Origin of the sequence: Campylobacter novaezeelandiae (assembly GCF_004323845.1) — a bacterium.
In the GTDB taxonomy this organism is placed as follows: domain Bacteria; phylum Campylobacterota; class Campylobacteria; order Campylobacterales; family Campylobacteraceae; genus Campylobacter_D; species Campylobacter_D novaezeelandiae.
Genome location: NZ_QPGR01000002.1, coordinates 119,202 through 143,198, shown reverse-complemented (window position 1 = coordinate 143,198; position 23,997 = coordinate 119,202). Strand labels below are relative to the sequence as shown.

Sequence of the window (23,997 nt, the reverse complement as noted above, 5' to 3'; positions counted from 1 at the left end):
TAAAAAACTTTACCCTACTAAGATAAAAATTTTTAAGGATATTAATGCAAGATTTATACTATGAAAAATATTTAAATAATGATTTATTTATCAAAAGATATATTATCCCAAATATTAAATGGCATTTTTCTTATCTAAATGGAAAAAGAGGATTCTCTAGAATTTACAAAGTGCCATATGCTGCTTTTCTAAAAAAATTCTTTTTAAAATCTTATTTTACAAAAAGAGTTTTACAAGGAAAGGTCGATATACCCTACCTTGAGCTTGTATTAACTACAAAATGCACCATGCGTTGCGAATCTTGCAATAATTTAATGCAATACTTCTCACCTAACAATCAATACACCTCAACGCTTGAAGGTTTAAAAACAAGCCTAGAAACCTTATTTGAAAAAGTAGATAGCATACAAAGGCTTAGGATTATAGGTGGAGAACCTTTGCTTTTTAAAGAACTTCCACAACTTATAAACTATATAGAAAATTCTAAAAAAATCTTTACCTTTGATATACTAACCAATGCAACCATAGATTTTAGCGATGAGTTGGTAAAAGAACTTAAAAACTCTAAAAAATTAAGAAAAATTAGTATATCTGATTATAAAAAATCTCCAAATTTAAAAATCCCACTAAAACAAGAAAGTATTTTTAAAAAACTTAAAGAAAATAAAATTGCTTATTCTTTTAATACAACTGATACTTGGTATGACATAGAAAAAATTTATAAAAGAAATAGAACAAAAGAAGATATCATAAAAAACTATTATGCTTGTATGATGCCTTGTGTTTCTCTTATGAGTGCACAAGGTATTAGCAATGGGGGGGGGGATAAACATTTATTAGCTCCCAAAGGAGCAATCTTTGTATGTCCTGTAGCCAGTTCTTTATCAAGACTTAAAGGTTTAGAAGAATTCAGTGGGGATTTTATCAACCTAGAAGATGATAAAAAAAGATATTTGGACTTTTATGTGCAAGATTTTTTTAAAGCTTGTGATTATTGTCACGATTATACCAAGCCTATTAAAAATATCCCTATAGCTATACAAACCAAAAAGATTCTAAAATTAGAAAAAGATTAAAGATATTTTTCTAATTTTTTAATGATATTTATAATAATTTCTTGCTTTTCATCTTCACTTAAATTATCTTTGGCATTTTTAATAAAAATATAATCTTTATTATATGTTGGCCAAAGCACTTCATCTCCTAATGGGTAAAGTGCGATACTAAAAACCTTCAAATTTGTGGCAAGATGAGTAGTGCCTGTACTAGGGCTTATTACACAAATTGATTTTAAAATAAGCTCTGCTAAATTTAAAATATCATCATTATTTTTGAAAATTATAATTTCTTTAGATAAATTTTTATCATATCCATAAAGCTCATTTATAAAATGATCATGCACCAAATCGTAAGTAGGTATAACAATACTAACATCTTGATAAATTTGTCTAATGTTTTTTGCTAATTTTAAAAAAGAAATAGTATCTAAAGTAGTATTTGAAGTAATGCTAAAAGGATTAAGCACTATAAAACGTTTAATTTCATTTTGATTTAAAAAATTCTTAATTAAATTTTTATGTGTTACATTGGTTTTTATCTGTGTTTTAAATTCTAAATTTTTAATCTTTTTATCAAAAATTCTAGCATTTATTTTTCTAGCATAAAAAAGCAACCTATCTCTTTCTGTTTTTTTTATTATAAAGACGTTTAAGAAGTTTTATCCAAAGTGTTTTGCATTTTATAGAAAAAAAGCTTCTGATTTTGAGTCTTGTGATAACTTTTTTAGCATTACTTTTAATAAAAAGATCAATTAAAAAAGTATTTGCCTTATATGAAATAATATAATCTAAAATATATTGATTAATTTTTTCTAAATTTTCTTGTTTTATAGGATTTTCTAAAATTTCAATATAATCAATAAATTCCAAACTCTTTAAAAGAGACAAAGTGTTATTTCTTGCAAAAACAATAATTTTTGCGTTATAGATATATTTTAATGCATAAAGCATATCTAAACTTGCTATCATATCACCTAAGGCATCAGGACAATAATAGCCTATTTTAAGTGATACCCCCCCCCCTGTTTCAATCTTTTTCATTATCACTCCTTTTAAGATAACTCAAGCTAAAAATTTTAGCTTAAAACCTATAAAATCGCAATAGAATTAAATTTCAAAACCTTAGAAATTTAATTTATTATTATTTTAAATCTAAGACTTATAAATATCTTTTTAATTTTAAAAGTATTTCGTTTATAATCTCTAAAATATCATATGTACTCAATTCTTCTTTAGTTTTATTTAGCAAAACATAATCCTTGTTAAAAGTTTCCCAAAAAATTATATCTTTTTCACTAAATAAACCTATGCTTGATTTTTCCAAATTTGAAGCAAGATGAATCACCCCTGTACTAGGAGATATAACACATTTTGTTCTTTTGATAAGCTCGCAAATATTTAAAATATTGTCATCGTTTTTAAAAATATAAATTTTTTGTGGTTTTTGTTTAAAAAACATATTAAATTCTTGTATAAAATCTTTATGCACAGTCTCATAACTTGGTATAATTATGCAAACATCACTAAATTTAGAAACAATTTCTTGACAAAGCTTTAAATAATCTACCAATTTTAAAGTATAAAAAGCTGAAATAGAAAAAGGGTTAAGAAGTATTAAATTTTTATCTTTTATATTATTTTGATCTAAAAAATTATTTATGATATTTTTATTATAAATATTTGTTTTAATTTTTATATCAAAATTTAAATTTTTAATTTCTTTATCAAATAATTTAGGATTTATTTTTCTTGCATAATAAAGCATTTTAAATTCATCGTTTCTATTTTTATAAAATCTTTTAATAAAAGAAACAAAGACACATTTGCATTTTAAAGAAAAAATAGAAATAGGACGATTTCTAGTAATCACTTTTTTAGCATTAGTATTTATCAAAAATTTAAGTACAAAAGTTTTAGCATGAAAAGAAATAATAAAATCTAAATTATACTTATTAATTTTCTCTTTTATGATAGGATTTTCACTAGAAGTTAATGAAGGAATTTCTTCAAATTTATCAATAAAATCAAAACAAGATATTAAATCTTTTAAATTACTTTTTCCAAAAAAAACTATTTCTGCCCTATAAATATGTTTTATTGCATATAAAGCTTTTAAAGAAATTAAACTATCTCCTATGCCATAAGGACAAAAAAATCCTATTACCCCCCCCCGTTGTTAGTTTATTTTTCATTTTAACTCCTTAATTATTAAAATATAATTTCTTATGAGTTTTAATCATAAGAAATTTAAGAATTCTTTTTTTATATTTTTTTTGGAGATTATATCAAAAAATTTATTTTTGTATTTGAATTTCAAACGATAAGAATGTAAAAGCAAACGCTTTGCTCCACAAAATTCTATCCTTTCTTTTTCTTCCATTTTTTTATCTAAAATTCTTTCAATTTGCTCTTTATTTAAGCCATATAAAGGATCTCCTAAAATTTTATGTTTCACATGAAACAAATGAAGTCTTATTTGATGCTGTCTTCCCGTAAAAGGCTTACAAAGCAAAAGTGTGGCATTAAATTCTGGATAAAATTCTAAAATTTCAAATTCAGTGAAAGAATTTTTTCCTTTTTCACAAATACACATTCTTGTTTTTATATCGTCATAATCTTTAACTAAATCCATTCTTACATTTACACTAAAATTCTCATTTATCTTTCCTTGGACTAAAGCCAAATATTCTTTTTGAATTTCTTTTTTTTCAAACATAGTTTTAAAATCAATTTGAGAATTTTTATGTTTTGCTACAAGTATAAGTCCGCTTGTTTCTTTATCAAGCCTGTGAGCCACACAAGCCTCTTTTCCCCAAATATGCCAAATTTCATCACAAAGACTATATTCACAATTTCTTCCATTGGGATGAGATAATACTCCACTTGGCTTTTCAATCACAGAAAAATCTTCATTTTCAAAGACAATTTCAACTCCTTTTGGATTGTTTTCATAAACAATCAATTCTATAATGCCTTTTAAAATTTGATTTTTTTGTGTAACTAAATTTCCATCACAAAAAAGTCTTTTTTTATCTATAAGTTTTTGAGCCTCATTTATAGAAATTTTTAAGTTTTCCATAAGGACTTGAAACGCCTTTTTTCCATTATTTGATAGCTTAATTTTCGTATAAGGCAACTTTAACCTTTTTGTAAATTTTTTGAGATAGAATTACATTTTCTCATTAAAAAAATTATAACCAAAAAAGGTTTAAAATGGTTCAAAGATATAGCAGGGAAATAATGGCTAAAAAATGGGACTTAAAAGCCAAATATGATGCTTGGCTTAAAGTAGAATTAGCCGCAGTTAAAGCTTGGAATAAGCTTGGAATTATAAATGATGCAGATTGTAAAAAAATTTTAGAAAATGCCAAATTTGACATCAATAGAATTGACGAAATTGAAAAGACTACCAAACACGATGTCATAGCTTTTCTTACAAATGTTAGTGAAAATTTAGGAGAAGAAGGTCGTTTTTTGCATTATGCAATGACAAGTTCTGATTGTATTGATACTGCTGTAGCCTTACAAATAAAAGAAAGTTTAGAATTAATTTTAGAAGATATAGAACAACTTTTAGATGTAATTAAAAAACGTGCCTTAGAACACAAAAATACCTTAATGGTAGGAAGAAGTCATGGAATTCATGGTGAACCTATCACTTTTGGTTTGGTAATGGCAATTTGGTATGATGAAATAAAAAATGCAAAAGAACTTTTACTTCATGCAAAAGAGGTAATTAGCTATGGAAAAATCAGTGGGGCCATGGGGAATTTTGCTCATGCTCCTTTAGAATTTGAAGAAGAAGTTTGTAAAATTTTAAATTTAAAACCAGCTCCTGTATCAAATCAAATCATTCAAAGAGATCGTTACGCACAAGTAATTTCTGCCATAGCTATATTAGCTTCAAGTTGCGAACAAATTGCTGTAGCAATTAGACATTTTCAAAGAACAGAAGTTTATGAAGCTGAAGAATATTTTTCACAAGGGCAAAAAGGAAGCTCAGCAATGCCACATAAAAGAAATCCTGTTTTAAGTGAAAATATAACAGGACTTTGCAGAATTTTAAGATCCTTTGTAACACCAGCTTTAGAAAATGTTGCTCTTTGGCATGAAAGAGATATAAGCCATTCAAGTGTAGAAAGATTTATCCTACCTGATGCTTTTATTACTGCTGATTTTATGCTAAATAGACTAAAAAATTTGATTGATAATCTTTTAGTCTACCCTAAAAATATGATGAAAAATTTAAATCTTACAGGTGGATTAGTTTTTTCAGGAAGAGTTCTTTTAGAGCTTCCACTTAAAGGTTTAAGTCGTGAAGAAGCTTATAAAATCGTTCAAAGAAATGCTATGAAAGTTTGGAATGATTTACAAGATGGAAAATCTGCCCTAAATGAAAAAAATGAAAGTTTATTTTTAATTGCTCTTTTAAATGATGAGGATTTAAGATCAAAACTTAAAGAAGAAGATGTTAGAAAATGTTTTGATTATTCTTATTACACAAAAAATATTGATGCAATTTTTGCAAGAACATTTAAATAATTCTAAAGGTTAATTATGAAAGTTATTAAAAGAAATGGACGTACTGAAGAATTAGATATTTCAAAAATCAAAAAATGCACTTCTGATGCTGTTAAAAATTTAGAGGGAGTAAATCTAAGCGAATTAGAGCTTGATGCAAAAATTCAATTTAGAGATGGAATAACCACAGAAGAGATACAAAAAACTTTAATTAAAACAGCAGTGGATAAGATAGATATTGATTGTCCTAATTGGACTTTTGTTGCGGCTAGACTTTTTTTATTTGATCTTTACAAAAAAGTAAATGGTATGAACCGTTACAATCATCTAAGAGAATATCTTGAAAAAGGAGAAAAAGAAGGAAGAATCCTACTAGGCCTTAAAGAAAAATATGATCTTGATGATCTAAACGCTTATATAAAACCTGAAAGGGATATGCAATTTACCTATCTTGGTATTAAAACTTTATACGATAGATATTTGATAAAAGATAGCAAAGGTATGCCTATAGAACTACCTCAACAAATGTTTATGGCTATTGCAATGTTTTTGGCTCAAAATGAGTTTAATCCTACAGAATGGGCAAAAAAATTCTATGACCTCATCTCTAAATTTGAAGTAATGTTAGCCACTCCAACACTATCTAATGCTAGAACTACACGCCATCAATTAAGCTCTTGTTATATAGGAAGCACACCTGATAATATAGAAGGTATTTTTGATAGCTATCAAGAAATGGCTTTGCTTTCTAAATTCGGAGGTGGTATAGGCTGGGATTGGTCTAAAGTTCGTGCTATGGGTGGAAGCATTGATGGTCATAAAAATGCAGCAGGAGGTATTATACCTTTTTTAAAGATTACTAACGATATAGCAGTTGCAGTTGATCAACTAGGAACTAGAAAAGGCGCTATTGCTGTTTATATAGAACCTTGGCATATGGATATAAGCGATTTTATCGATTTGCGTAAAAATTCAGGCGAAGAAAGAAGAAGAGCTCACGAACTCTTTCCTGCATTATGGATTAATGATCTTTTTATGAAAAGAGTTAGAGCTAATGATAAATGGACCCTCTTTGATCCTGCTGATACTGCTGATTTGTGTGATTTATATGGAGAAGAATTTGAAAAAAGATATGAAGAATATGAAAAAGATGAAAGCATTGTCAAAGAAATCATAGAAGCAAAAGAACTTTGGAAAAAAATATTACTTAATTATTTTGAAACTGGTATGCCTTTTCTATGTTTTAAAGATAATGCTAACAAAGCTAATCCAAATGCTCATTCAGGTATTATTAGAAGTTCAAATTTATGCACAGAAATCTTTCAAAACACTGAACCAAACTATTATCAAATCAAGGTTGTCTTTGAAAATGGCGAAGAAAAATACTTCCATGAAGAAGAAATAATCACTGTTAATGGAAACTATCAAAAACCAGCTAAAAAAATAAGCACTTTAGATAGCATAGACGGCAATAAAGTTTATATAGTTGAAAAATTTAAAAATGATGGAAAAACAGCAGTTTGCAATCTAGCAAGTATAAATTTAAGTAAAGTTTATACTCAAGAAGATATAAAACGAGTTGTTCCAACTGCTATAAGAATGCTTGATAATGTGATCGATCTTAATTTTTATCCACATAGAAAAGTAAAAGATACGAATTTAAAATCTCGTGCTATAGGACTTGGCGTAATGGGAGAAGCTCAAATGCTTGCAGAAGCCAAAATTTATTGGGGAAGTGATGAACATTTTAACAAAATCGATGAAATAATGGAACAAATTAGCTATGAAGCAATAAATACAAGTTCAAATTTAGCTATAGAAAAAGGAACTTATTCAGAATTTGAAGGATCAAACTGGAGTAAAGGAATTTTTCCAATAGATCTAGCAAGCCCTAAAGCCAAAGCCTTAACACTAAAAGAAGGATTATTTGATCAAAGCGTATGTGATTGGGATAAATTAAGAGAAAAAGTTAAAAAAGATGGTATGCGAAATGGGTATTTAATGGCTATTGCACCCACCTCCTCAATTTCTATTTTAGTAGGAACAACACAAACTATAGAACCTGTGTATAAGAGAAAATGGTTTGAACAAAATTTAAGCGGAATGATACCTGTAGTTGTTCCAAATTTAAATTTAGAAACTTGGCAATACTATACTCCTGCTTATGAACTTGATCAAAAAATTCTAGTTAAGGCTGCTGCTATACGTGGAAAATGGATAGATCAAGGACAAAGTCTTAATATATTCTTATCACTTGATAAGGCAAGCGGTGGATATCTTAACGAAATTTATCAACTAGCATGGGAACTAGGAATTAAATCAACCTATTATCTAAGAAGCGAAAGCCCTGATAGCGAAAAAGTTAATGTTGCAGATAGAAGCATAGAATGCGAGGGTTGCCAATAATGGCAAAAAGCCATTATTGTTCTGATGGACAAGTTGTATTAAAATCTTGCATAGCATCGTTAATATCTTGTGTAGGATAATTACAACTTATTCTAATTTTTCCTTTAACATCCTCCATGTTTTGATCGGCAAAAGCACTAAATACAAAAATACTTGATAAAATTAAAAAAGAAACTAAAAATTTCATTTTGATACTCCTTTTTGTATGATGTTACTCAATTATAAAATTAATTTTTGTAATTTGTATAGTTTTAATTATTTAAACTTTTATAGTAGTTACTAAATGAAACATATTAGTATTTGATTTATTTGCCATTTATTCAAGAGTTAACATACATTTTAAAAAGATCTAAGCTTTTTTTTTGTATCTTTATTATTTTTAAAACTAATAAAGGATAAATAATGATAAAGCCTATACAATTAAATAATGAGATAAGAAATGTATAAAAATAACTCACTTACAGAACTAACTTTTAGAGGAATGCTTTTAGGGAGTATTTTAACCATTATTTTTACAGCTTCGAATGTTTATTTAGGTCTTAAAGTAGGACTTACTTTTTCATCCTCAATTCCTGCTGTAGTAATATCTATGGCAGTATTAAGCTTTTTTAGAAATTCAAATATTTTAGAAAATAATATGGTTCAAACCCAAGCTTCAGCAGCTGGAACTTTATCTTCTGTTATATTTGTCATACCAGGACTTTTTATGTGTGGTTATTGGACCGAATTTCCACTTTGGCAAACCTTTTTAATTTGTCTTTGCGGAGGAGGTTTAGGAGTTTTATTTACTATACCCCTAAGAAGAGCTATGGTAACCAAAAGTAAACTTGTATACCCTGAAGGAAGAGCAGCAGCTGAAATTTTAAAAGTAGTTAACCAAGATCAAAGCAATAAAAAAAGTAAAAATGGTATCAAAGAAATAATTTCTGGATCTTTCATTGCAGCTTTTATTAGTCTACTAAGTAGCGGTTTTAAAATATTAGCTACTGAAAGTAATTTTTCATTTATATGGAATAAAATGGCTTTTGGTTTTTCTACTGGTTATTCTTTAGCACTTTTAGGAGCTGGATATCTTGTAGGACTAGCAGGAGCTTTGGCACTTTTTTTAGGAATGTTTTTAGCTTGGGGAGTTTTTACTCCTTATCTTTCAAATTTAGATTTTGATAGTACTAAAAATGCAACAGAATTAGCTACAAGCGTTTGGTCAGCAAAAGTAAGACTTATAGGAACAGGTGCCATAGCAATAGCTGCACTTTGGACATTAATAGAGCTTTTAGACCCTGTTATAAAAGGATTGAAAGAAATCATTAAAAATACAAAAATTTCTGATAAACAAAATCTTGATCCTAAAGATACAGACCTTTCTTTAAAAAGTATTTTTCTTTTATTTATCCTTATGTCCATAGGACTTTTTATTGCTTTTTATAATTTTGTAACCGATGCAAATTTAAGTCTTTCAAATCACATTATTTTTGCTGTATCTGGAACTTTAATTGCAATTTTTATCGGTTTTTTTGTTGCAGCAGCTTGTGGATATATGGCAGGACTCGTAGGATCTTCATCTAGCCCTATTTCAGGAATTGGACTTATAGGTATAATTGTTTCTTCTTTAGTTATTTTATTTTTAGGATCGCAAGAGAAAATTTTTGCTGATGAATCCTTGTCTAAATTTGCTATTGCTTTAGCGATTTTTACAACTAGTGCAATTTTAGCAACAGCTGCTATATCAAATGATAATTTACAAGATTTAAAAACCGGTCATTTAGTTGGAGCTACTCCTTGGAAACAACAAGTTTCTTTACTTATAGGTTGTATATTTGGAGCTTTAGCTATAGTTCCTGTATTAAATTTATTATACCAAGCTTATGGATTTAAAGGTGCTATGCCAAGACCTGACATGGATATTTCAGCTGCTTTAGCTGCCCCTCAAGCTAATTTGATGAGCACAATAGCCCAAGGAATTTTTAATCACAATATAGCATGGAATTACATTATATTTGGAGCTTTAATTGGAATTGCTATTATAATTATTGATAAAATTTTAAAAAAATATCAAAAATCTTTACCTCCTTTAGCCGTAGGTATAGGTATTTATTTACCCCCAGAAGCAATTATACCTCTTATAGTAGGGGGGATTTTAAATTATTATGTAATGAAATATCTTAAAAAGAAATATGCACACAATTCTCATAAAGAAGAAAAAATTGCAAAATGTGAGCAAAAAGGTATTTTGTTTGCTTCAGGACTTATAGTTGGAGAAAGTATTTTTGGAGTTATCATAGCAGGCATTACCGTTTTTTCTGTAAGCAATCAAGGAAGCGAGAATCCTTTAGCTTTGAATTTAGGTTTTACAGATAATGGAATTTTAGCATCAATTGTTTTTATAGCTGTTATGTTGTATTTTGTAAAACGCATAGTAAAAAAAGACTAAGATGGAAAATTTTCACGCTTTAATACTTGGAGTTATAGAAGGTTTAACTGAATTTTTACCTATATCTTCAACAGGACATATGATTTTAGGGACAACTATTTTAGGAATAGAACAAAGTGAATTTTTAAGAAGTTTCTTAATTATAATTCAACTTGGTTCTATCCTTGCTGTTTTATTTGTATTTTGGAATAAACTTTTTCAAAATATTAAATTATGGTCTAAGCTTGCCATAGGATTTTTTCCTACTGGAGCTATTGGTTTTTTTCTTGCCAAACATTTAGATCTTTTATTTAATGGGTATGTAGTTGTAATAATGCTGATATTTGGAGGTATAGTATTTATTATTATAGAAAGATTACATAAAAATAAAAATTATCAAATTAATTCTTTAGATGAAATATCTTTCAAACAAGCCTTTTGCATTGGACTTTTTCAATCTTTAGCTATGATTCCTGGAACTTCAAGAAGTGGAGCAAGTATTATCGGAGGACTTTTATTAGGGTTTAATCGTAAAGTTGCAGCTGAATTTAGCTTTTTGCTTGCAATTCCTACTATGATCATAGCCACAGCTTATAGTATTTATAAAGAGCCTTATATTCTTAATACTAATGAAACTTTAATTCCTTTAGCTATAGGATTTATAACAGCATTTTTTGTTGCTATTTTTGTTATAAAAGTTTTTTTAAAATTTATTTCAAAATTTAGTTTTATTCCTTTTGGAATTTATAGAATTTTTTTAGGGCTTATATTTTTATATTTATATTATTTTGGAATTTTAGATGCTCAAAGCCATTTCTAATTTTTTAAAAATAAACTTAATTTTAAAAAATATTAAGCTTTATAAAGTTAAAATTAAGTTTTTAATCAAAACTTACAGAGTAAGTAAGCAAAGGTAGTAAATGGAAAAAGAAATCATCGCTTTTTTAAAACAGGATAAAATTATTGATACACAAAGTGCAGATTGCAAAGATTTACAAGCTATATATTTTGATAATTCTCATGAAAGTTTAGAAGTAATTCGTCATTCTTGTGCCCATTTAATGGCTCAAGCAATTAAAAATTTATATCCTGAAGCTAAATTTTTCGTAGGTCCTGTAATAGAAGATGGTTTTTATTATGATTTTCGTGTGGAAAATAAGATTAGCGAAGAAGATTTGATAAAAATAGAAGATAAAATGAAAGAACTAGCAAATTTAAAGCTAGATATTACAAAGTATGAAATTTCAAAAAACGAAGCTTTGACTAAATTTAAAGATGATGATCTTAAACAAGAGGTTTTATCAAAAATTCCAAATGAAGTTGTAAGTATTTATAAACAAGGTGAATTTGAAGATCTATGTCGTGGTCCTCACCTACCAAATACTAAATTTCTTAAATTCTTCAAACTGACAAGAATTGCAGGAGCTTACTTAGGTGGCGATGAAAAAAAAGAAATGCTAACACGCATTTATGGAACCGCTTTTGCAGACAAAGAAAGTTTAAAAGAATACTTGCATATTATAGAAGAGGCTAAAAAAAGAGATCATAGAAAATTAGGAAGTGAACTTAAACTTTTTACTTTTGATGATGAAATAGGCGGGGGATTGCCTATTTGGCTTAGCAATGGAGCAAGACTTAGAAGTAAATTAGAGCAAATGCTTTATAAAGCTCACCGTTTAAGGGGATATGAGCCTGTACGCGGCCCTGAACTTTTAAAAGCAGACGCTTGGAAAATTAGCGGACATTATGATAATTACAAAGAAAATATGTATTTTACTCAAATTGATGAACAAGAATATGGCATAAAACCTATGAATTGTGTAGGACATATTAAAGTTTATCAAAGTGAAGTTAGAAGCTATAGAGATTTACCTTTAAAATTTTTTGAATACGGCGTTGTGCATCGTCATGAAAAAAGTGGTGTTTTGCATGGATTATTAAGAGTTAGAGAATTCACTCAAGATGATGCTCATATTTTTTGTATGCCAAGTCAAATCAAAGAACAAGTACTTGAAATTTTAAATTTTGTTGATAAGTTAATGCAGCTCTTTAATTTTTCCTATGAAATGGAAATTTCAACTAAACCTGAAAAAGCTATCGGTGATGATGAAATTTGGGAAATTGCAACAAAAGCTTTAAAAGAAGCTTTAGATGAGCAAAATTTAAAATACAATATTGATGAAGGTGGTGGAGCATTTTATGGTCCAAAAATTGATATTAAAATCACTGATGCCCTAAAAAGAAAATGGCAATGCGGAACTATACAAGTAGATTTTAATCTACCTAATCGTTTTAAATTAGAATATACAAATCACGAAAATGAGAAAAAACAACCCGTAATGCTTCATCGTGCAATTTTAGGATCTTTTGAAAGATTTATAGGAATTTTAACCGAACATTGTGGGGGAGAATTCCCATTCTTTATTGCACCAACTGCAGTAGGCATAATACCAATTTCAGACAATCACAAAGCTTATGCTAAAGAAATTCATAAAATGCTTTTAGAATTAGGTATTGATAGTGAAATTTATGAAAAAAATGAAAGTTTAAGTAAAAAAATTCGCATCGCTGAAAAACAAAAATTACCAATGATTTTAGTTTTAGGAGATGATGAAGTCTCAAAAAGAAACGTTGCTCTAAGAGATAGAAGAGCAAAAGAGCAAAAAAATTTAAGCTTAAATGAATTTATTAATTTAATCAAGGAGAAGATAAGTGAGGTATATTTTTGAGTAAAGAAAAAGAAATATTGCTCAATGATGAAATAAGAGCAGATGAAATAAGATGTATAGGCGATGATGGAAAAGTTTATGGGATAATTAGTAGTGATGAAGCTTTAGAGATAGCAAATCGTTTAGGACTTGATCTTGTAATGATAGCTCCTGATGCAAATCCACCTGTTTGCAAAATAATGGATTTTGGAAAATTCCGTTATCAACAAGAAAAGAAACAAAAAGAGGCAAAGAAAAAACAAAAAATTATTGATATAAAAGAAATTAAACTTTCAGTAAAAATCGCTCAAAATGATATTAATTATAAAGTTAAACATGCTCTTGAGTTTTTATCGCAAGGAAAACACGTAAGATTTCGTGTATTTTTAAAAGGACGTGAGATGTCAAGTCCTGAAGCTGGTATTGCTCTGCTTGAAAAAATTTGGACTATGGTAGAAAATGTAGCCAATCGCGACAAAGAGCCAAATTTTGAAGGTCGTTATGTAAATATGCTTGTAACACCAAAGAAATCTTAATGGTTTTTTAAATGCCAAGAAAAAATTTAATAGAAAATAAAAATCAACATAAAGCAAAGAATTTACATTCAAAAAAAGATGATTTGAATATAGACCTAGCTATGCAAAAAACTAAAAAATATTTAGAAAAAAGATTTTCATCAAATGGATATGGGGGGGGGGGTTGCAAATTTTATAGATGGTAAATATTATTTTGAAATAGAGAAAAAAATAGAAATTTCTTTTATGATTAATAATATTAAATCAACAAAAATTCGCGCTCAATTTGATATGAATTTTATAGATAATACTATAAAACCAGATGGTGGAGTATTATTTTTAAGAAAAAAAGATGATGAGAATTATAAAAAAGTTCTATTGATTACAGAAGCTAAAAGACAAGGAACCAATGATATTAGAAAAAAAGAAGGTAAAGACAAACAAGCTACTGGAAATGCTATAGAAAGACTAGGAAAAAATTTAACAGGTATTAAAGCCATGTTAAATCATGAAAAAATAACTCCTTTTGTATGTTTTGGCTGGGGATGTGATTTCGCAAGCAGTGAAAAATCCGTTTTAGCAAAATTAAATGTTTTAAATGAATTTTACTATCTAAATAAAACTTATATTTTTAAAGCAGATGGCAATAGCGATCATAATTATTTTTCTCCTGTTAGTATGTATTTTAGAGAAAACAAATGGGAAGTAAATGAAATGTTTGAAATTATGAAAGAAATTGCTGAAACATCTTTAAGGTATTATATCTTTTAATATGACTACTGAAAACCCTAACTTTTTAAAAGAACAAATCATTACTTATCTTGGCAATAAAAGATCGCTTTTAGGCTTTTTAGAACAAGGATTTAATTTTGCTAAAAAAGAATTAAAAAAAGATAAATTTAGCTTTTGTGATATTTTTAGCGGTTCAGGTATCGTTAGTCGTTTTGCAAAGGCACACTCAAATTTCATTATAGCTAATGATTTAGAAGATTATTCAAGAGTTATTAACAAATGCTATCTTAGCAATAAAAATAAAAATTTAAATGAACTTATAAAAAAATATCATAAAAATTTAACTCAAAATTTAGAACTTCAAAAAGGTTTTATTAGTAAACTTTATGCTCCAAAAGATGAAAATTTTATTCAAAAAGATGAGAGAGTTTTTTATACCATTAATAATGCAATGTATCTTGATACCTTGCGAGCAAAAATTGATAATGAAATTCCAGAAGAATTAAGACATTTTTTTATAGCACCTTTAATCTACGAAGCAAGTGTTCATTCTAATACAAGTGGAGTTTTTAAAGGTTTTTACAAAGGAAAAAATGGCATAGGAAAATTTGGAGGAGAAGCCGGTAATGCTCTTAAACGTATAAAAGGCGAAATAGAACTTAAAATGCCTATTTTTTCAAATTTTTTTTGTGAATTTAAAGTTATACAAAAAGATGCAAATATACTTGCAAAAGAACTTGATAATATAGATGTAATTTATCTTGATCCCCCTTATAATCAACATCCTTATAGTTCAAATTATTTTATGCTAAATTTAATTGCAAACTATAAAGAACCCAAAGAAATTTCAAATATAAGTGGAATTCCAAAAGATTGGAATCGTAGTATTTATAATAGTCAAAAAAATGCTGAAAATGCTTTATTTGACTTAATTTATAATTTAAAAGCTAAAATTATTTTATTATCTTATAATTGTGAAGGCTTTGTAAAAAAAGAAAATTTTTTAAAACGCTTACAAAATCTTGGAAAATGCTTTTTATTGGAACAAAAATACAATACCTTTAGAGCTAGTAGAAATCTTAAAAATCGATCTATTTATGTTCATGAACAACTTTATATTTTAGTTAAAAACTAATATTTCATTCTTAAATTTGCTCCATGTGTTAAAGCTACGGCAAGAGCATCTGTAATATCTAAAGGTTTAATATCTTTTGAAATTCCTAAAAGTCTTTTTACCATAAAAGCAACTTGTTCTTTTGTTGCTTTTGCTTTCCCTGTTATCGCTTTTTTAATTTGTAAAGGAGTATATTCTTTAAATTCACCATGAATTTGTAAGATTTTTAAACTCAAAGCTCCACGAAATTGGGCAAGTTTTAGAACTGTTTTTGGATTATAAGCAAAAAATATATCTTCTATAGCCACCTCATCAAATTGATGATTTTTAAAAATCAAATCTAATCCTTCGCAAAGCTCTGTAATTTGATATTGAAGCGTTGAAGGCTTAATCTTTATCAGTCCTGCTTCTATAAGAGTATTTTTATTTTTATTACTTTCTATAATAGCATATCCACAAAAACGAGTTCCTGGATCAATTCCTAAAATTTTCAAAATAAACCTTAAAAATGTGAAATTCTTTTATAAAGATGTGAATAATTTTAACCTTTTTTTATAAAATTAAAGATAAAATTCAAAAATTTTATACTAGATAGGGCTCAATGGATATAAATAAAATACTTGATTTTTTAAAAAAAGAACTTTCAGAAAATGAGTATGAAAATTATATTTTACCTCTTAGATTAAATGAAAAGCAAAGCAAAGCAGACCTTTTAGTTTTTAATGCTTCAAACGAATTTCTAGCTAAATTTACCCAAACAAAATACGCTCAAAAAATTTCTTATTTTTATGAAGTGCAAACTGGCAATAAAGCAAAAGTGATTATCCAAACACAAAATACAAAAACCCATTCTAAAGCTAGTAAAATAGATATAATGCAAATTAAAACACAAAGCACTATATTAAATCCTTCTTTTACTTTTGATAGTTTTGTGGTAGGAGATTCAAATGAATACGCTTATGCAACCTGTAAAGCTGTAGCTAATAAAGATAAATTAGGAAAACTTTATAACCCTATTTTTATTTATGGGGCAACTGGACTTGGAAAAACGCATTTACTTCAAGCTGTTGGAAATGCTTGTTTAGAGCTCGGAAAAAAAGTTATTTATGCCACAAGTGCAAATTTTGTCAATGATTTTACCTCTCATCTTAGTAATAAAACTATGGAGAAATTTCATGAAAAATATAGAAATTGTGATGTATTGCTTATTGATGATGTACAATTTTTAGGAAAAACAGACAAAATTCAAGAGGAATTTTTTTTCACCTTTAATGAAATTAAAGATAAATTAGGTCAAATCATTATGACTTCAGATAATCCACCAAATATGCTAAAAGGTATTACTGAAAGATTAAAAAGTCGTTTTGCAAATGGGATTATTGCTGATATTACACCACCTGAACTTGATACAAAAATGACCATCATAAGAAAAAAATGTGAATTTAATGAAGTAAATTTGAACAATGAAGTTATTAATTATATTGCAACTTCTATGGGAGATAATATAAGAGAAATTGAAGGTATGATTACAAATCTTAATGCTTATTCAAGACTCATTAATCAAGAAATAACTCTAGATATAGCAAAAAGTTTAATGAAAGATCATATCAAAGAGAAAAAAGAAAATATTACTATAGAAGATATACTTGATATTGTTTGTAAAGAATTTAATATAAAACCAAGTGATATAAAATCAAATAGAAAAACAAAAAATATAGTAACTATAAGACGCATTGTAATTTTTCTAGCAAGAGAACTTACAACTATGTCTATGCCACAACTTGCAATGTTTTTTGAAATGAAAGATCACACAGCAATTTCACATAATATCAAAAAAATCAATGAGCTTTTTTTAGAAAATTTAGAACTTAAAAATAAAATTGAAGAACTTAAAAATAAAATTTTAACAAAAAGTCAAAGTTAAGTGAAAAAATGTGAATAAAAATGAAAAATTAAAAAAGAAAAAACTATGATAAAATAAATTTTTAAAATACTTTTTCACATTTTCAATATGCTTATTATTATTATGAAATTAAATTATAAAAGGAGAAAAAATGAAACTGAGTATAAATAAAAATACTTTAGAATCTGCTATTATTTTATGTAATGCCTATGTAGAAAAAAAAGATTCTAGTACTATTACCTCCCATTTGCTTTTTGAAGCTAATGAAGATAAACTTACAATCAAAGCAACTGATTTTGAAATAGGAATAAATTATAAAATCAAAAAAATTCGTATAGAATCTTCTGGATTTGCAACAGCAAATGCAAAAAGTATTGTTGATGTAATTAAAAATTTAAATAATGAGGAAGTTACACTCGAAACAATTGATAATTTTTTATTTATAAGACAAAAAAGCACAAAATATAAATTACCAATGTTTAACCATGAAGATTTTCCAAATTTTCCACAAACAGAAGGTAAAAATAAATTCGATATTGATTCTAGTGATTTGAGCAGATCTCTTAAAAAAATTCTCCCAAGTATAGATACAAATAACCCAAAGTATTCTTTAAATGGTGCTTTTTTAGATATAAAAACTGAAAAAATCAATTTTGTAGGAACAGACACAAGAAGATTAGCCATTTATACTTTAGAAAAAAATAACGATCAAGAATTTCATATTTGCATTCCTAAAAAAGCAATCACTGAGATGCAAAAACTTTTTTATGAAAAAATCGAAATATTTTATGATGAAAATATGCTTATAGCTAAGAATGATAATTTTGAATTTTTTACAAAACTCATTAATGATAAATTCCCAGATTATGAAAAAGTTGTGCCAAAACAATTTAAACAAGAAATCATTTTACAAACTGAAGATTTTATAGATTCTCTAAAAAAAATCAGTGTAGTAACAGAAAAATTAAAGATCCATTTTTTAAGAAATAAAATCATATTTGAAGGAATCAGTCTTGATAATATGGAAGCAAAAACAGAACTTGATATGGAACTTAATTTAGAAGAAGAATTTGCTCTTAGTGTGAAAATTAAATATTTATTAGACTTTCTATCTTCTATTGAAGAGAATGAATTTAAAATTAGTATTAATGAACCAAATTTAGCTTTTGTTGTGAGCTCAGGAAAACTTGAAATGGTTATTATGCCTATGATTTTATAAATTTAAAAATTATAAATTTAGTTTAAAAGGAAAAATATGCAAGAAAATTATGGTGCAAGTAATATTAAAGTTTTAAAAGGCCTAGAAGCTGTTAGAAAACGTCCTGGTATGTATATAGGAGATACTAATATAGGCGGACTTCATCATATGATTTATGAAGTAGTGGATAATTCTATTGATGAAGCTATGGCAGGACATTGTGATACTATTGACATTGAAATTACAACAGAAGGAAGTTGTATAGTAAGTGATAATGGTAGAGGAATTCCTGTTGATATACATCCAACTGAAAATATACCAACTTTAACCGTTGTTTTAACTGTTCTTCACGCAGGAGGAAAATTTGACAAAGATACTTACAAAGTTTCAGGTGGTCTACATGGTGTTGGAGTTTCTGTTGTAAATGCTCTTTCTAAAAAACTTATAGCTACAGTTGAAAGAAATGGAGAAATTTATCGTCAAGAATTTTCAGAAGGTAAAGTTATTAGTGAATTTGGTGTTATAGGAAAAAGTAAAAAAACAGGAACAACTATAGAATTTTGGCCTGATGATAAAATTTTTGAAGTAACAGAATTTGATTATGAAATTTTAGCTAAAAGATTTCGAGAACTTGCATATTTAAATCCAAAAATTACTATAAATTTTAAAGATAATCGTATAAGAAAACACGAAAGTTTTCATTTTGAAGGTGGGATATCTCAATTTGTTACAGATTTAAATAAAAAAGAAGCTTTAACTAAACCAATCTTTTTTAGTGTTGATGAAGAAGATGTAAATGTTGAGGTAGCTTTACTTTATAATGATACTTATAGTGAAAATTTACTTTCTTTTGTAAATAATATTAAAACTCCAGATGGTGGAACTCACGAAGCAGGTTTTAGAATGGGTTTAACCCGTGTGATAAGTAATTATATAGAAGCTAATGCAAGTACCAGAGAAAAAGATAGTAAAATCACTGGTGAGGATATACGTGAAGGACTTATAGCTATAGTAAGTGTTAAAGTTCCTGAACCACAATTTGAAGGACAAACTAAAGGAAAATTAGGTTCAACTTATGTGCGTCCTATAGTTTCAAAAGCTTCTTTTGAGTATTTAACTAAATATTTTGAAGAAAATCCCATAGAAGCAAAAGCTATAATGAATAAGGCTTTAATGGCAGCACGTGGTAGAGAGGCAGCTAAAAAAGCAAGAGAACTAACCCGTAAAAAAGAAAGTTTAAGTGTAGGAACTTTACCTGGAAAATTAGCTGATTGTCAAAGCAAAGATCCAAGTGAAAGTGAAATTTATCTTGTAGAAGGAGACTCTGCTGGAGGTTCTGCAAAACAAGGCAGAGAAAGATCTTTTCAAGCGATTTTACCTTTAAGAGGTAAAATTTTAAATGTTGAAAAATCAAGACTTGATAAAATTTTAAAATCAGAACAAATTCAAAATATGATCACTGCTTTTGGTTGTGGTATAGGAGAAGATTTTGATATCTCAAAACTTAGATATCATAAAATTATCATTATGACAGATGCTGATGTAGATGGATCTCATATACAAACTTTACTTTTAACCTTTTTCTTTCGTTTTATGAAAGATTTAATTGTAAATGGACATATTTATTTAGCTCAGCCTCCTTTATATCGTTATGAAAAAAGAGGACAAAAGAAAAAAGAAATTTATTTAAAAGATGAGAAAGCATTAAATGATTTTTTAATTGAAATGGGCATAGAAAATTCTAATTATCAAGGTATAGGACTTAATGATTTAAAAGACTTTTTAAAAATTGTTTCAGCTTACCGTTCTGTTCTTAGAGAACTTGAAAAAAGATTTAATATCATTTCAGTGATTAGATATTTAATTGAAAATCCAGATTTAATTAAAAATTCAAATGAAGAACTTTTTAATATTATAAAAGTTTATCTTGAAAAATTAAATTATAATATCTTAAATTCTTATATCAATGAAAATGAAATTCGCATTTTTGTTCAAACTGAAAATGGACTTGAAGAACTTTTAATCAATGATGATTTATTTACTCATCCTTTATATGTTGAAGCAAATTTTATCTTTGATAAGATTAAAGAAAGAGATTTGAACTTTGAAAAAGATATTTTAGATATTTTAGAAGAAGTAGAAAACAATGCCAAAAAAGGATCAGATATTTATCGCTATAAAGGTTTAGGTGAAATGAATCCTGAACAACTTTGGGAAACAACTATGGATCCAAGTGCTAGAAGACTTCTTAAAATTACTATCGAAGATGCACAAAGTGCTGATGATACCTTTAATCTCTTTATGGGTGATGATGTAGAACCAAGAAGAGATTATATCCAAGCACATGCTAAGGATGTTAAGCATTTAGATGTGTGAGAATTGATTTGATATAAATTAATATATAAAGTGATAGGAAAAATTCTACCAAAGGTTTTTCCTAATTATAATTTAAAAGGCAATCATTTAATGATCTTTTTAATAGCAGGAGAGTCTCATACAGGAAAAACTCTACTTGCACAAAAATTATTAGAAATTCATCACTATCCTTATATAAGCTTAGATCATTTAAAAATGGGGCTTTTAAAAGGACTTAACTCTAGGCCTTTTGAAGTAAATGAAGATATAAAAATCGCTAAATTTTTATATCCTATTGTTAAAAGTATTTTACAAACACATTTAGAAAATGATCAAAATCTTATTTTGGAAGGAATTTATCTTTATCCTAAGTACATTGATCTTTTAATAAAAGAATTTAAAAATAAAATAAAACATTTAAATTTGCTTTTTTCTAAAGAATATATAGTGAAAAATTATGAGCTGATTTATGAAAAACAAAATGTGATAGAAAGGAGGCTGTTCACTGAAAAATTAAATTTAAATGATTTAATAAAAGATCATTTAAATTTAAAAAAAGAGTGCTTAAAATACCAATGCAATTTTTTAGAATTTAAAGAAAATTATGAATTAGAATTTCAAAAAGCTTTAAAATTTTTTAGTTAGTTTTTGTATAATTTTATAAATTTAAAGGAGATTTTATGGAAGCTAGGGAAAATAGTTTTGATTTTATAAGAAATGAAAATAAAGTTATTATTCCCTTTTTTCAAAGAGCTTATGTATGGGAAGAAAAGCACTGGGAGCAGTTATTATTTGATTTAAAAAATAGTTTTATTGAAAAAAAAGAACATTTTTTAGGATCAATTATTTTAAAAAGACATCAAGGAACAGAAAATTACTCATTAATTATCGATGGACAACAAAGACTTACTACTTTCTCTATTTTAATTAAAGTTTTGTATGATTATTTAGAAAATAGTAAAAAACAGCATTTTAAAGATTATTTATTTGAAAAATATACTGATGATAAGCCAAAAATCAATCACTCAAGATTGGATAAAGAAAAATATGAAAAAGTTTTAAAAGATGAAAAAAACGATTCTAAGGCAGAAAAAGGAATTTTTGGTTGTTTTAATTATTTTAAAAAAGAGATAGAAAATTTAAAGCAAGAGATTGATATATTTGAATTTATAAAGTTTATTATAGATAGCAAATTATGGGTTATTGTTTGTTTAAATGCTAATGAAGATGAGCAAAAAATATTTGATTCTATTAATTCAACTGGTGAACGATTGAGTGCTACAGATATTGTAAAAAATGCTTTATTTGATAGATTTATTAAAATTTCAGATGAAAATAAAGCTAGCGAAAATTATAAAAAATATTGGCAAGATATTTTTGAAAAAGATGAAAAAATACAAAATTTTTGGATGAAAGAGATTGAAACGGGTAGATTAAAAAGAACACAAAGTGAAATTTTACTTCAAGCTTTTGCAATTATAAAAAATATATTTGATGTAAATAAACACAATTTAAGTATGTTGAGTTCCTTATATAAGGAATATATAAAAAATTTTGAAGAAGATAAAATAATAGAACTTTTAAAAGATTTAGCACAATATGCAACTTTATATAAGGAATTTCCAGAACTTCATAAAGAAACTATATTTTATTATGAAGAGTACGAAAAAAGATTTTTTCATCTTATAAGTTTTTATGGTTTTAATTCATCGATTTTGCCTTTAGTATTATTTTTAAAATATAAATTAAAAAATGAAGATAAGATTTATAAAGAATGTTTATATTTATTAGAAATATTGATTATGTGTAATTTTAATACAAAAGACTATAATAAATTTTTTGTGAGAATTATTAACAAGCTAAAAAATATAGATTTTAACCAATATTTTAAAAAACTTCAAAATGAAATTTATAAAGAATATTTTTCAGAAATTTCTACTAAGGAATTAGAGAAATGGCTAAATTATATTGAAAATAAAGATGCAAAATTTATTCTTTTTTGGATAGAACTTTTTAGAGAGTATAAGAATAAAGACTATAAAGATAAAACAGGACTTCAATTTGTTTATACTTTAGAACATTTATGTCCACAAAAATGGAAAGATCATTGGAATGATGTTATAAAAAATGAGGATGAAGCTAATGAGCTTATTTATCAAATAGGAAATATGACTTTATTAAAAGGTAAGCTTAACACTTCTATTAAAAATAATTCTTGGCAAATTAAACTTAATGGAAATAAAAAAGTAAAAAATTATATTAACAAAAATGCTGATTTATTAATAAATAAAGAATTAATTACCAAAAAGGTTTGGAATAAAGAAGAGATTAAAAATCGAACACAAGAGCTTATAAAAGATTTTTTTGAAATTTGGAATATTGATATTTTTACAAAGGAGTTTAAATGAGATATGGTGAAAAAGAGATTAAAGAATTTGATGTAGATAAACACTTAGAGCTTTGGCCAAATGATGCTAAAAATGATTATGTGATTAAGATTACTTTGCCTGAATTTATGTGCTGTTGCCCTAGAAGTGGATATCCTGATTTTGCGACAATTTATTTTGAATATATCCCAGATAAATTAGTAGTTGAGCTTAAAGCTATAAAATTATATATTAATTCTTTTATGTATAAAAATATTTCTCATGAAGCAAGTATCAACGAAATTTATAATACTTTAAAAGATAAATTAAAACCAAAATGGATTAAAGTTGTAGGGGATTTTAACCCACGTGGTAATGTCCATACTATCATAGAATGTCGTAGTGATATGGTCGTGCCAAAGTGAGGATTAAAAATATATTAATATAAAAAGCAATAGATATTGGATTTTGATATTAAGAAATTTTAAATTTCTATTTTGATAGAGCGCAAATTATATTAAAAGACTAGAAGTAACACAAAAAATCCAATGACTTATGCAATTATATGATTAATACAAAAATATTTTATACAATGAAAAAATGATATAAAAATTTAGTTTGATTTATTAAATTAAAATTTTTAGATTAAAAGTATTTTTATAAATTAAAATAATTTAAATCTTAGAAAAAAGTAATAAGTTTAATTTTTAT

22 protein-coding genes are annotated in these 23,997 nt (G+C 26.6%); 16 read left to right on the top strand and 6 right to left on the bottom strand.

Annotated elements, in window-relative coordinates:
• Positions 1 to 44: 44 nt before the first annotated feature.
• Positions 45 to 1,076, top strand: a complete 1,032-nt coding sequence (locus DU473_RS02090; protein WP_131186442.1) for a radical SAM protein — start codon at positions 45 to 47, stop codon at positions 1,074 to 1,076.
• Here the strand turns inward: DU473_RS02090 and DU473_RS02085 are convergent.
• From DU473_RS02085 to DU473_RS02070, 4 genes are all read right to left on the bottom strand, one after another.
• On the bottom strand, positions 1,073 to 1,672 hold the full coding sequence (locus tag DU473_RS02085) for a glycosyltransferase family 9 protein (RefSeq protein ID WP_166683076.1): 600 nt from the start codon (positions 1,670 to 1,672) through the stop codon (positions 1,073 to 1,075). The two genes, DU473_RS02090 and DU473_RS02085, sit on opposite strands and share 4 nt — an antisense overlap.
• Position 1,673: 1 nt before the next feature.
• Positions 1,674 to 2,099, bottom strand: a complete 426-nt coding sequence (locus DU473_RS02080) for a hypothetical protein (protein ID WP_131186440.1) — start codon at positions 2,097 to 2,099, stop codon at positions 1,674 to 1,676.
• Positions 2,100 to 2,217: 118 nt separating this feature from the next.
• Entirely contained in the window at positions 2,218 to 2,928 is a 711-nt protein-coding gene (locus DU473_RS02075; RefSeq protein WP_131186439.1) for a glycosyltransferase family 9 protein, read from the bottom strand.
• Positions 2,929 to 3,294: 366 nt separating this feature from the next.
• On the bottom strand, positions 3,295 to 4,194 hold the full coding sequence (locus DU473_RS02070; RefSeq protein ID WP_131163212.1) for an RluA family pseudouridine synthase: 900 nt from the start codon (positions 4,192 to 4,194) through the stop codon (positions 3,295 to 3,297).
• A 77-nt stretch (positions 4,195 to 4,271) separates the two neighbouring features.
• Between DU473_RS02070 and purB the strand changes: the two genes are divergently transcribed.
• Positions 4,272 to 5,600, top strand: a complete 1,329-nt coding sequence (gene purB, locus DU473_RS02065; RefSeq protein WP_131163213.1) for an adenylosuccinate lyase — start codon at positions 4,272 to 4,274, stop codon at positions 5,598 to 5,600.
• 15 nt (positions 5,601 to 5,615) lie between these two features.
• A complete protein-coding gene (locus DU473_RS02060) occupies positions 5,616 to 7,985 on the top strand; it encodes a ribonucleoside-diphosphate reductase subunit alpha (protein WP_131186438.1) in 2,370 nt (789 codons plus the stop codon).
• A 13-nt stretch (positions 7,986 to 7,998) separates the two neighbouring features.
• Here DU473_RS02060 and DU473_RS08230 read toward each other — a convergent pair whose 3' ends face one another.
• A complete protein-coding gene (locus tag DU473_RS08230) occupies positions 7,999 to 8,172 on the bottom strand; it encodes a hypothetical protein (RefSeq protein ID WP_166683053.1) in 174 nt (57 codons plus the stop codon).
• Between the two features lie 252 nt (positions 8,173 to 8,424).
• Between DU473_RS08230 and DU473_RS02055 the strand changes: the two genes are divergently transcribed.
• From DU473_RS02055 to DU473_RS02030, 7 genes are all read left to right on the top strand, one after another.
• Entirely contained in the window at positions 8,425 to 10,416 is a 1,992-nt protein-coding gene (locus DU473_RS02055) for an OPT family oligopeptide transporter (RefSeq protein WP_131163215.1), read from the top strand.
• 1 nt (position 10,417) lies between these two features.
• On the top strand, positions 10,418 to 11,215 hold the full coding sequence (locus tag DU473_RS02050; protein WP_131163216.1) for an undecaprenyl-diphosphate phosphatase: 798 nt from the start codon (positions 10,418 to 10,420) through the stop codon (positions 11,213 to 11,215).
• A gap of 100 nt (positions 11,216 to 11,315) precedes the next feature.
• The gene (gene thrS / locus DU473_RS02045; RefSeq protein ID WP_131165630.1) at positions 11,316 to 13,124 is read left to right on the top strand and encodes a threonine--tRNA ligase; all 1,809 of its coding nucleotides are present in this window, start codon (positions 11,316 to 11,318) and stop codon (positions 13,122 to 13,124) included.
• Positions 13,121 to 13,639: a translation initiation factor IF-3 gene (gene infC / locus DU473_RS02040; RefSeq protein WP_131163218.1), complete on the top strand. Its 519-nt coding sequence runs from the start codon at positions 13,121 to 13,123 to the stop codon at positions 13,637 to 13,639. Before thrS ends, infC begins: the two co-directional genes overlap by 4 nt.
• Positions 13,640 to 13,650: 11 nt before the next feature.
• Positions 13,651 to 13,824 (top strand): hypothetical protein, encoded by a 174-nt coding sequence (locus DU473_RS08395; protein WP_262867655.1) that lies wholly within the window; start codon positions 13,651 to 13,653, stop codon positions 13,822 to 13,824.
• Positions 13,784 to 14,389, top strand: coding sequence for an EcoRI family type II restriction endonuclease (locus tag DU473_RS02035; protein WP_316328896.1), 606 nt, complete (start codon positions 13,784 to 13,786; stop codon positions 14,387 to 14,389). Before DU473_RS08395 ends, DU473_RS02035 begins: the two co-directional genes overlap by 41 nt.
• A gap of 1 nt (position 14,390) precedes the next feature.
• Positions 14,391 to 15,485, top strand: coding sequence for a DNA adenine methylase (locus tag DU473_RS02030; RefSeq protein WP_131163219.1), 1,095 nt, complete (start codon positions 14,391 to 14,393; stop codon positions 15,483 to 15,485).
• Here the strand turns inward: DU473_RS02030 and ruvC are convergent.
• The gene (gene ruvC, locus DU473_RS02025) at positions 15,482 to 15,958 is read right to left on the bottom strand and encodes a crossover junction endodeoxyribonuclease RuvC (RefSeq protein ID WP_131163220.1); all 477 of its coding nucleotides are present in this window, start codon (positions 15,956 to 15,958) and stop codon (positions 15,482 to 15,484) included. The genes DU473_RS02030 and ruvC overlap by 4 nt on opposite strands.
• 107 nt (positions 15,959 to 16,065) lie before the next feature.
• Between ruvC and dnaA the strand changes: the two genes are divergently transcribed.
• From dnaA to queF, 6 genes are all read left to right on the top strand, one after another.
• Positions 16,066 to 17,388, top strand: a complete 1,323-nt coding sequence (gene dnaA / locus DU473_RS02020; RefSeq protein ID WP_131163221.1) for a chromosomal replication initiator protein DnaA — start codon at positions 16,066 to 16,068, stop codon at positions 17,386 to 17,388.
• 130 nt (positions 17,389 to 17,518) lie between these two features.
• Positions 17,519 to 18,586 carry a DNA polymerase III subunit beta gene (gene dnaN, locus DU473_RS02015; RefSeq protein ID WP_131163222.1) on the top strand — a complete coding sequence of 356 codons (1,068 nt, stop codon included), beginning with the start codon at positions 17,519 to 17,521 and terminating at the stop codon, positions 18,584 to 18,586.
• Between the two features lie 36 nt (positions 18,587 to 18,622).
• Positions 18,623 to 20,941, top strand: a complete 2,319-nt coding sequence (gyrB, locus tag DU473_RS02010; RefSeq protein ID WP_131163223.1) for a DNA topoisomerase (ATP-hydrolyzing) subunit B — start codon at positions 18,623 to 18,625, stop codon at positions 20,939 to 20,941.
• Positions 20,942 to 21,031: 90 nt separating this feature from the next.
• The gene (locus DU473_RS02005) at positions 21,032 to 21,565 is read left to right on the top strand and encodes an adenylate kinase (RefSeq protein WP_131163224.1); all 534 of its coding nucleotides are present in this window, start codon (positions 21,032 to 21,034) and stop codon (positions 21,563 to 21,565) included.
• Positions 21,566 to 21,600: 35 nt separating this feature from the next.
• Positions 21,601 to 23,328, top strand: coding sequence for a DUF262 domain-containing protein (locus tag DU473_RS02000; protein ID WP_131163225.1), 1,728 nt, complete (start codon positions 21,601 to 21,603; stop codon positions 23,326 to 23,328).
• Entirely contained in the window at positions 23,325 to 23,711 is a 387-nt protein-coding gene (queF, locus tag DU473_RS01995; RefSeq protein WP_131163226.1) for a preQ(1) synthase, read from the top strand. Before DU473_RS02000 ends, queF begins: the two co-directional genes overlap by 4 nt.
• The last annotated feature ends 286 nt before the right edge of the window (positions 23,712 to 23,997 follow it).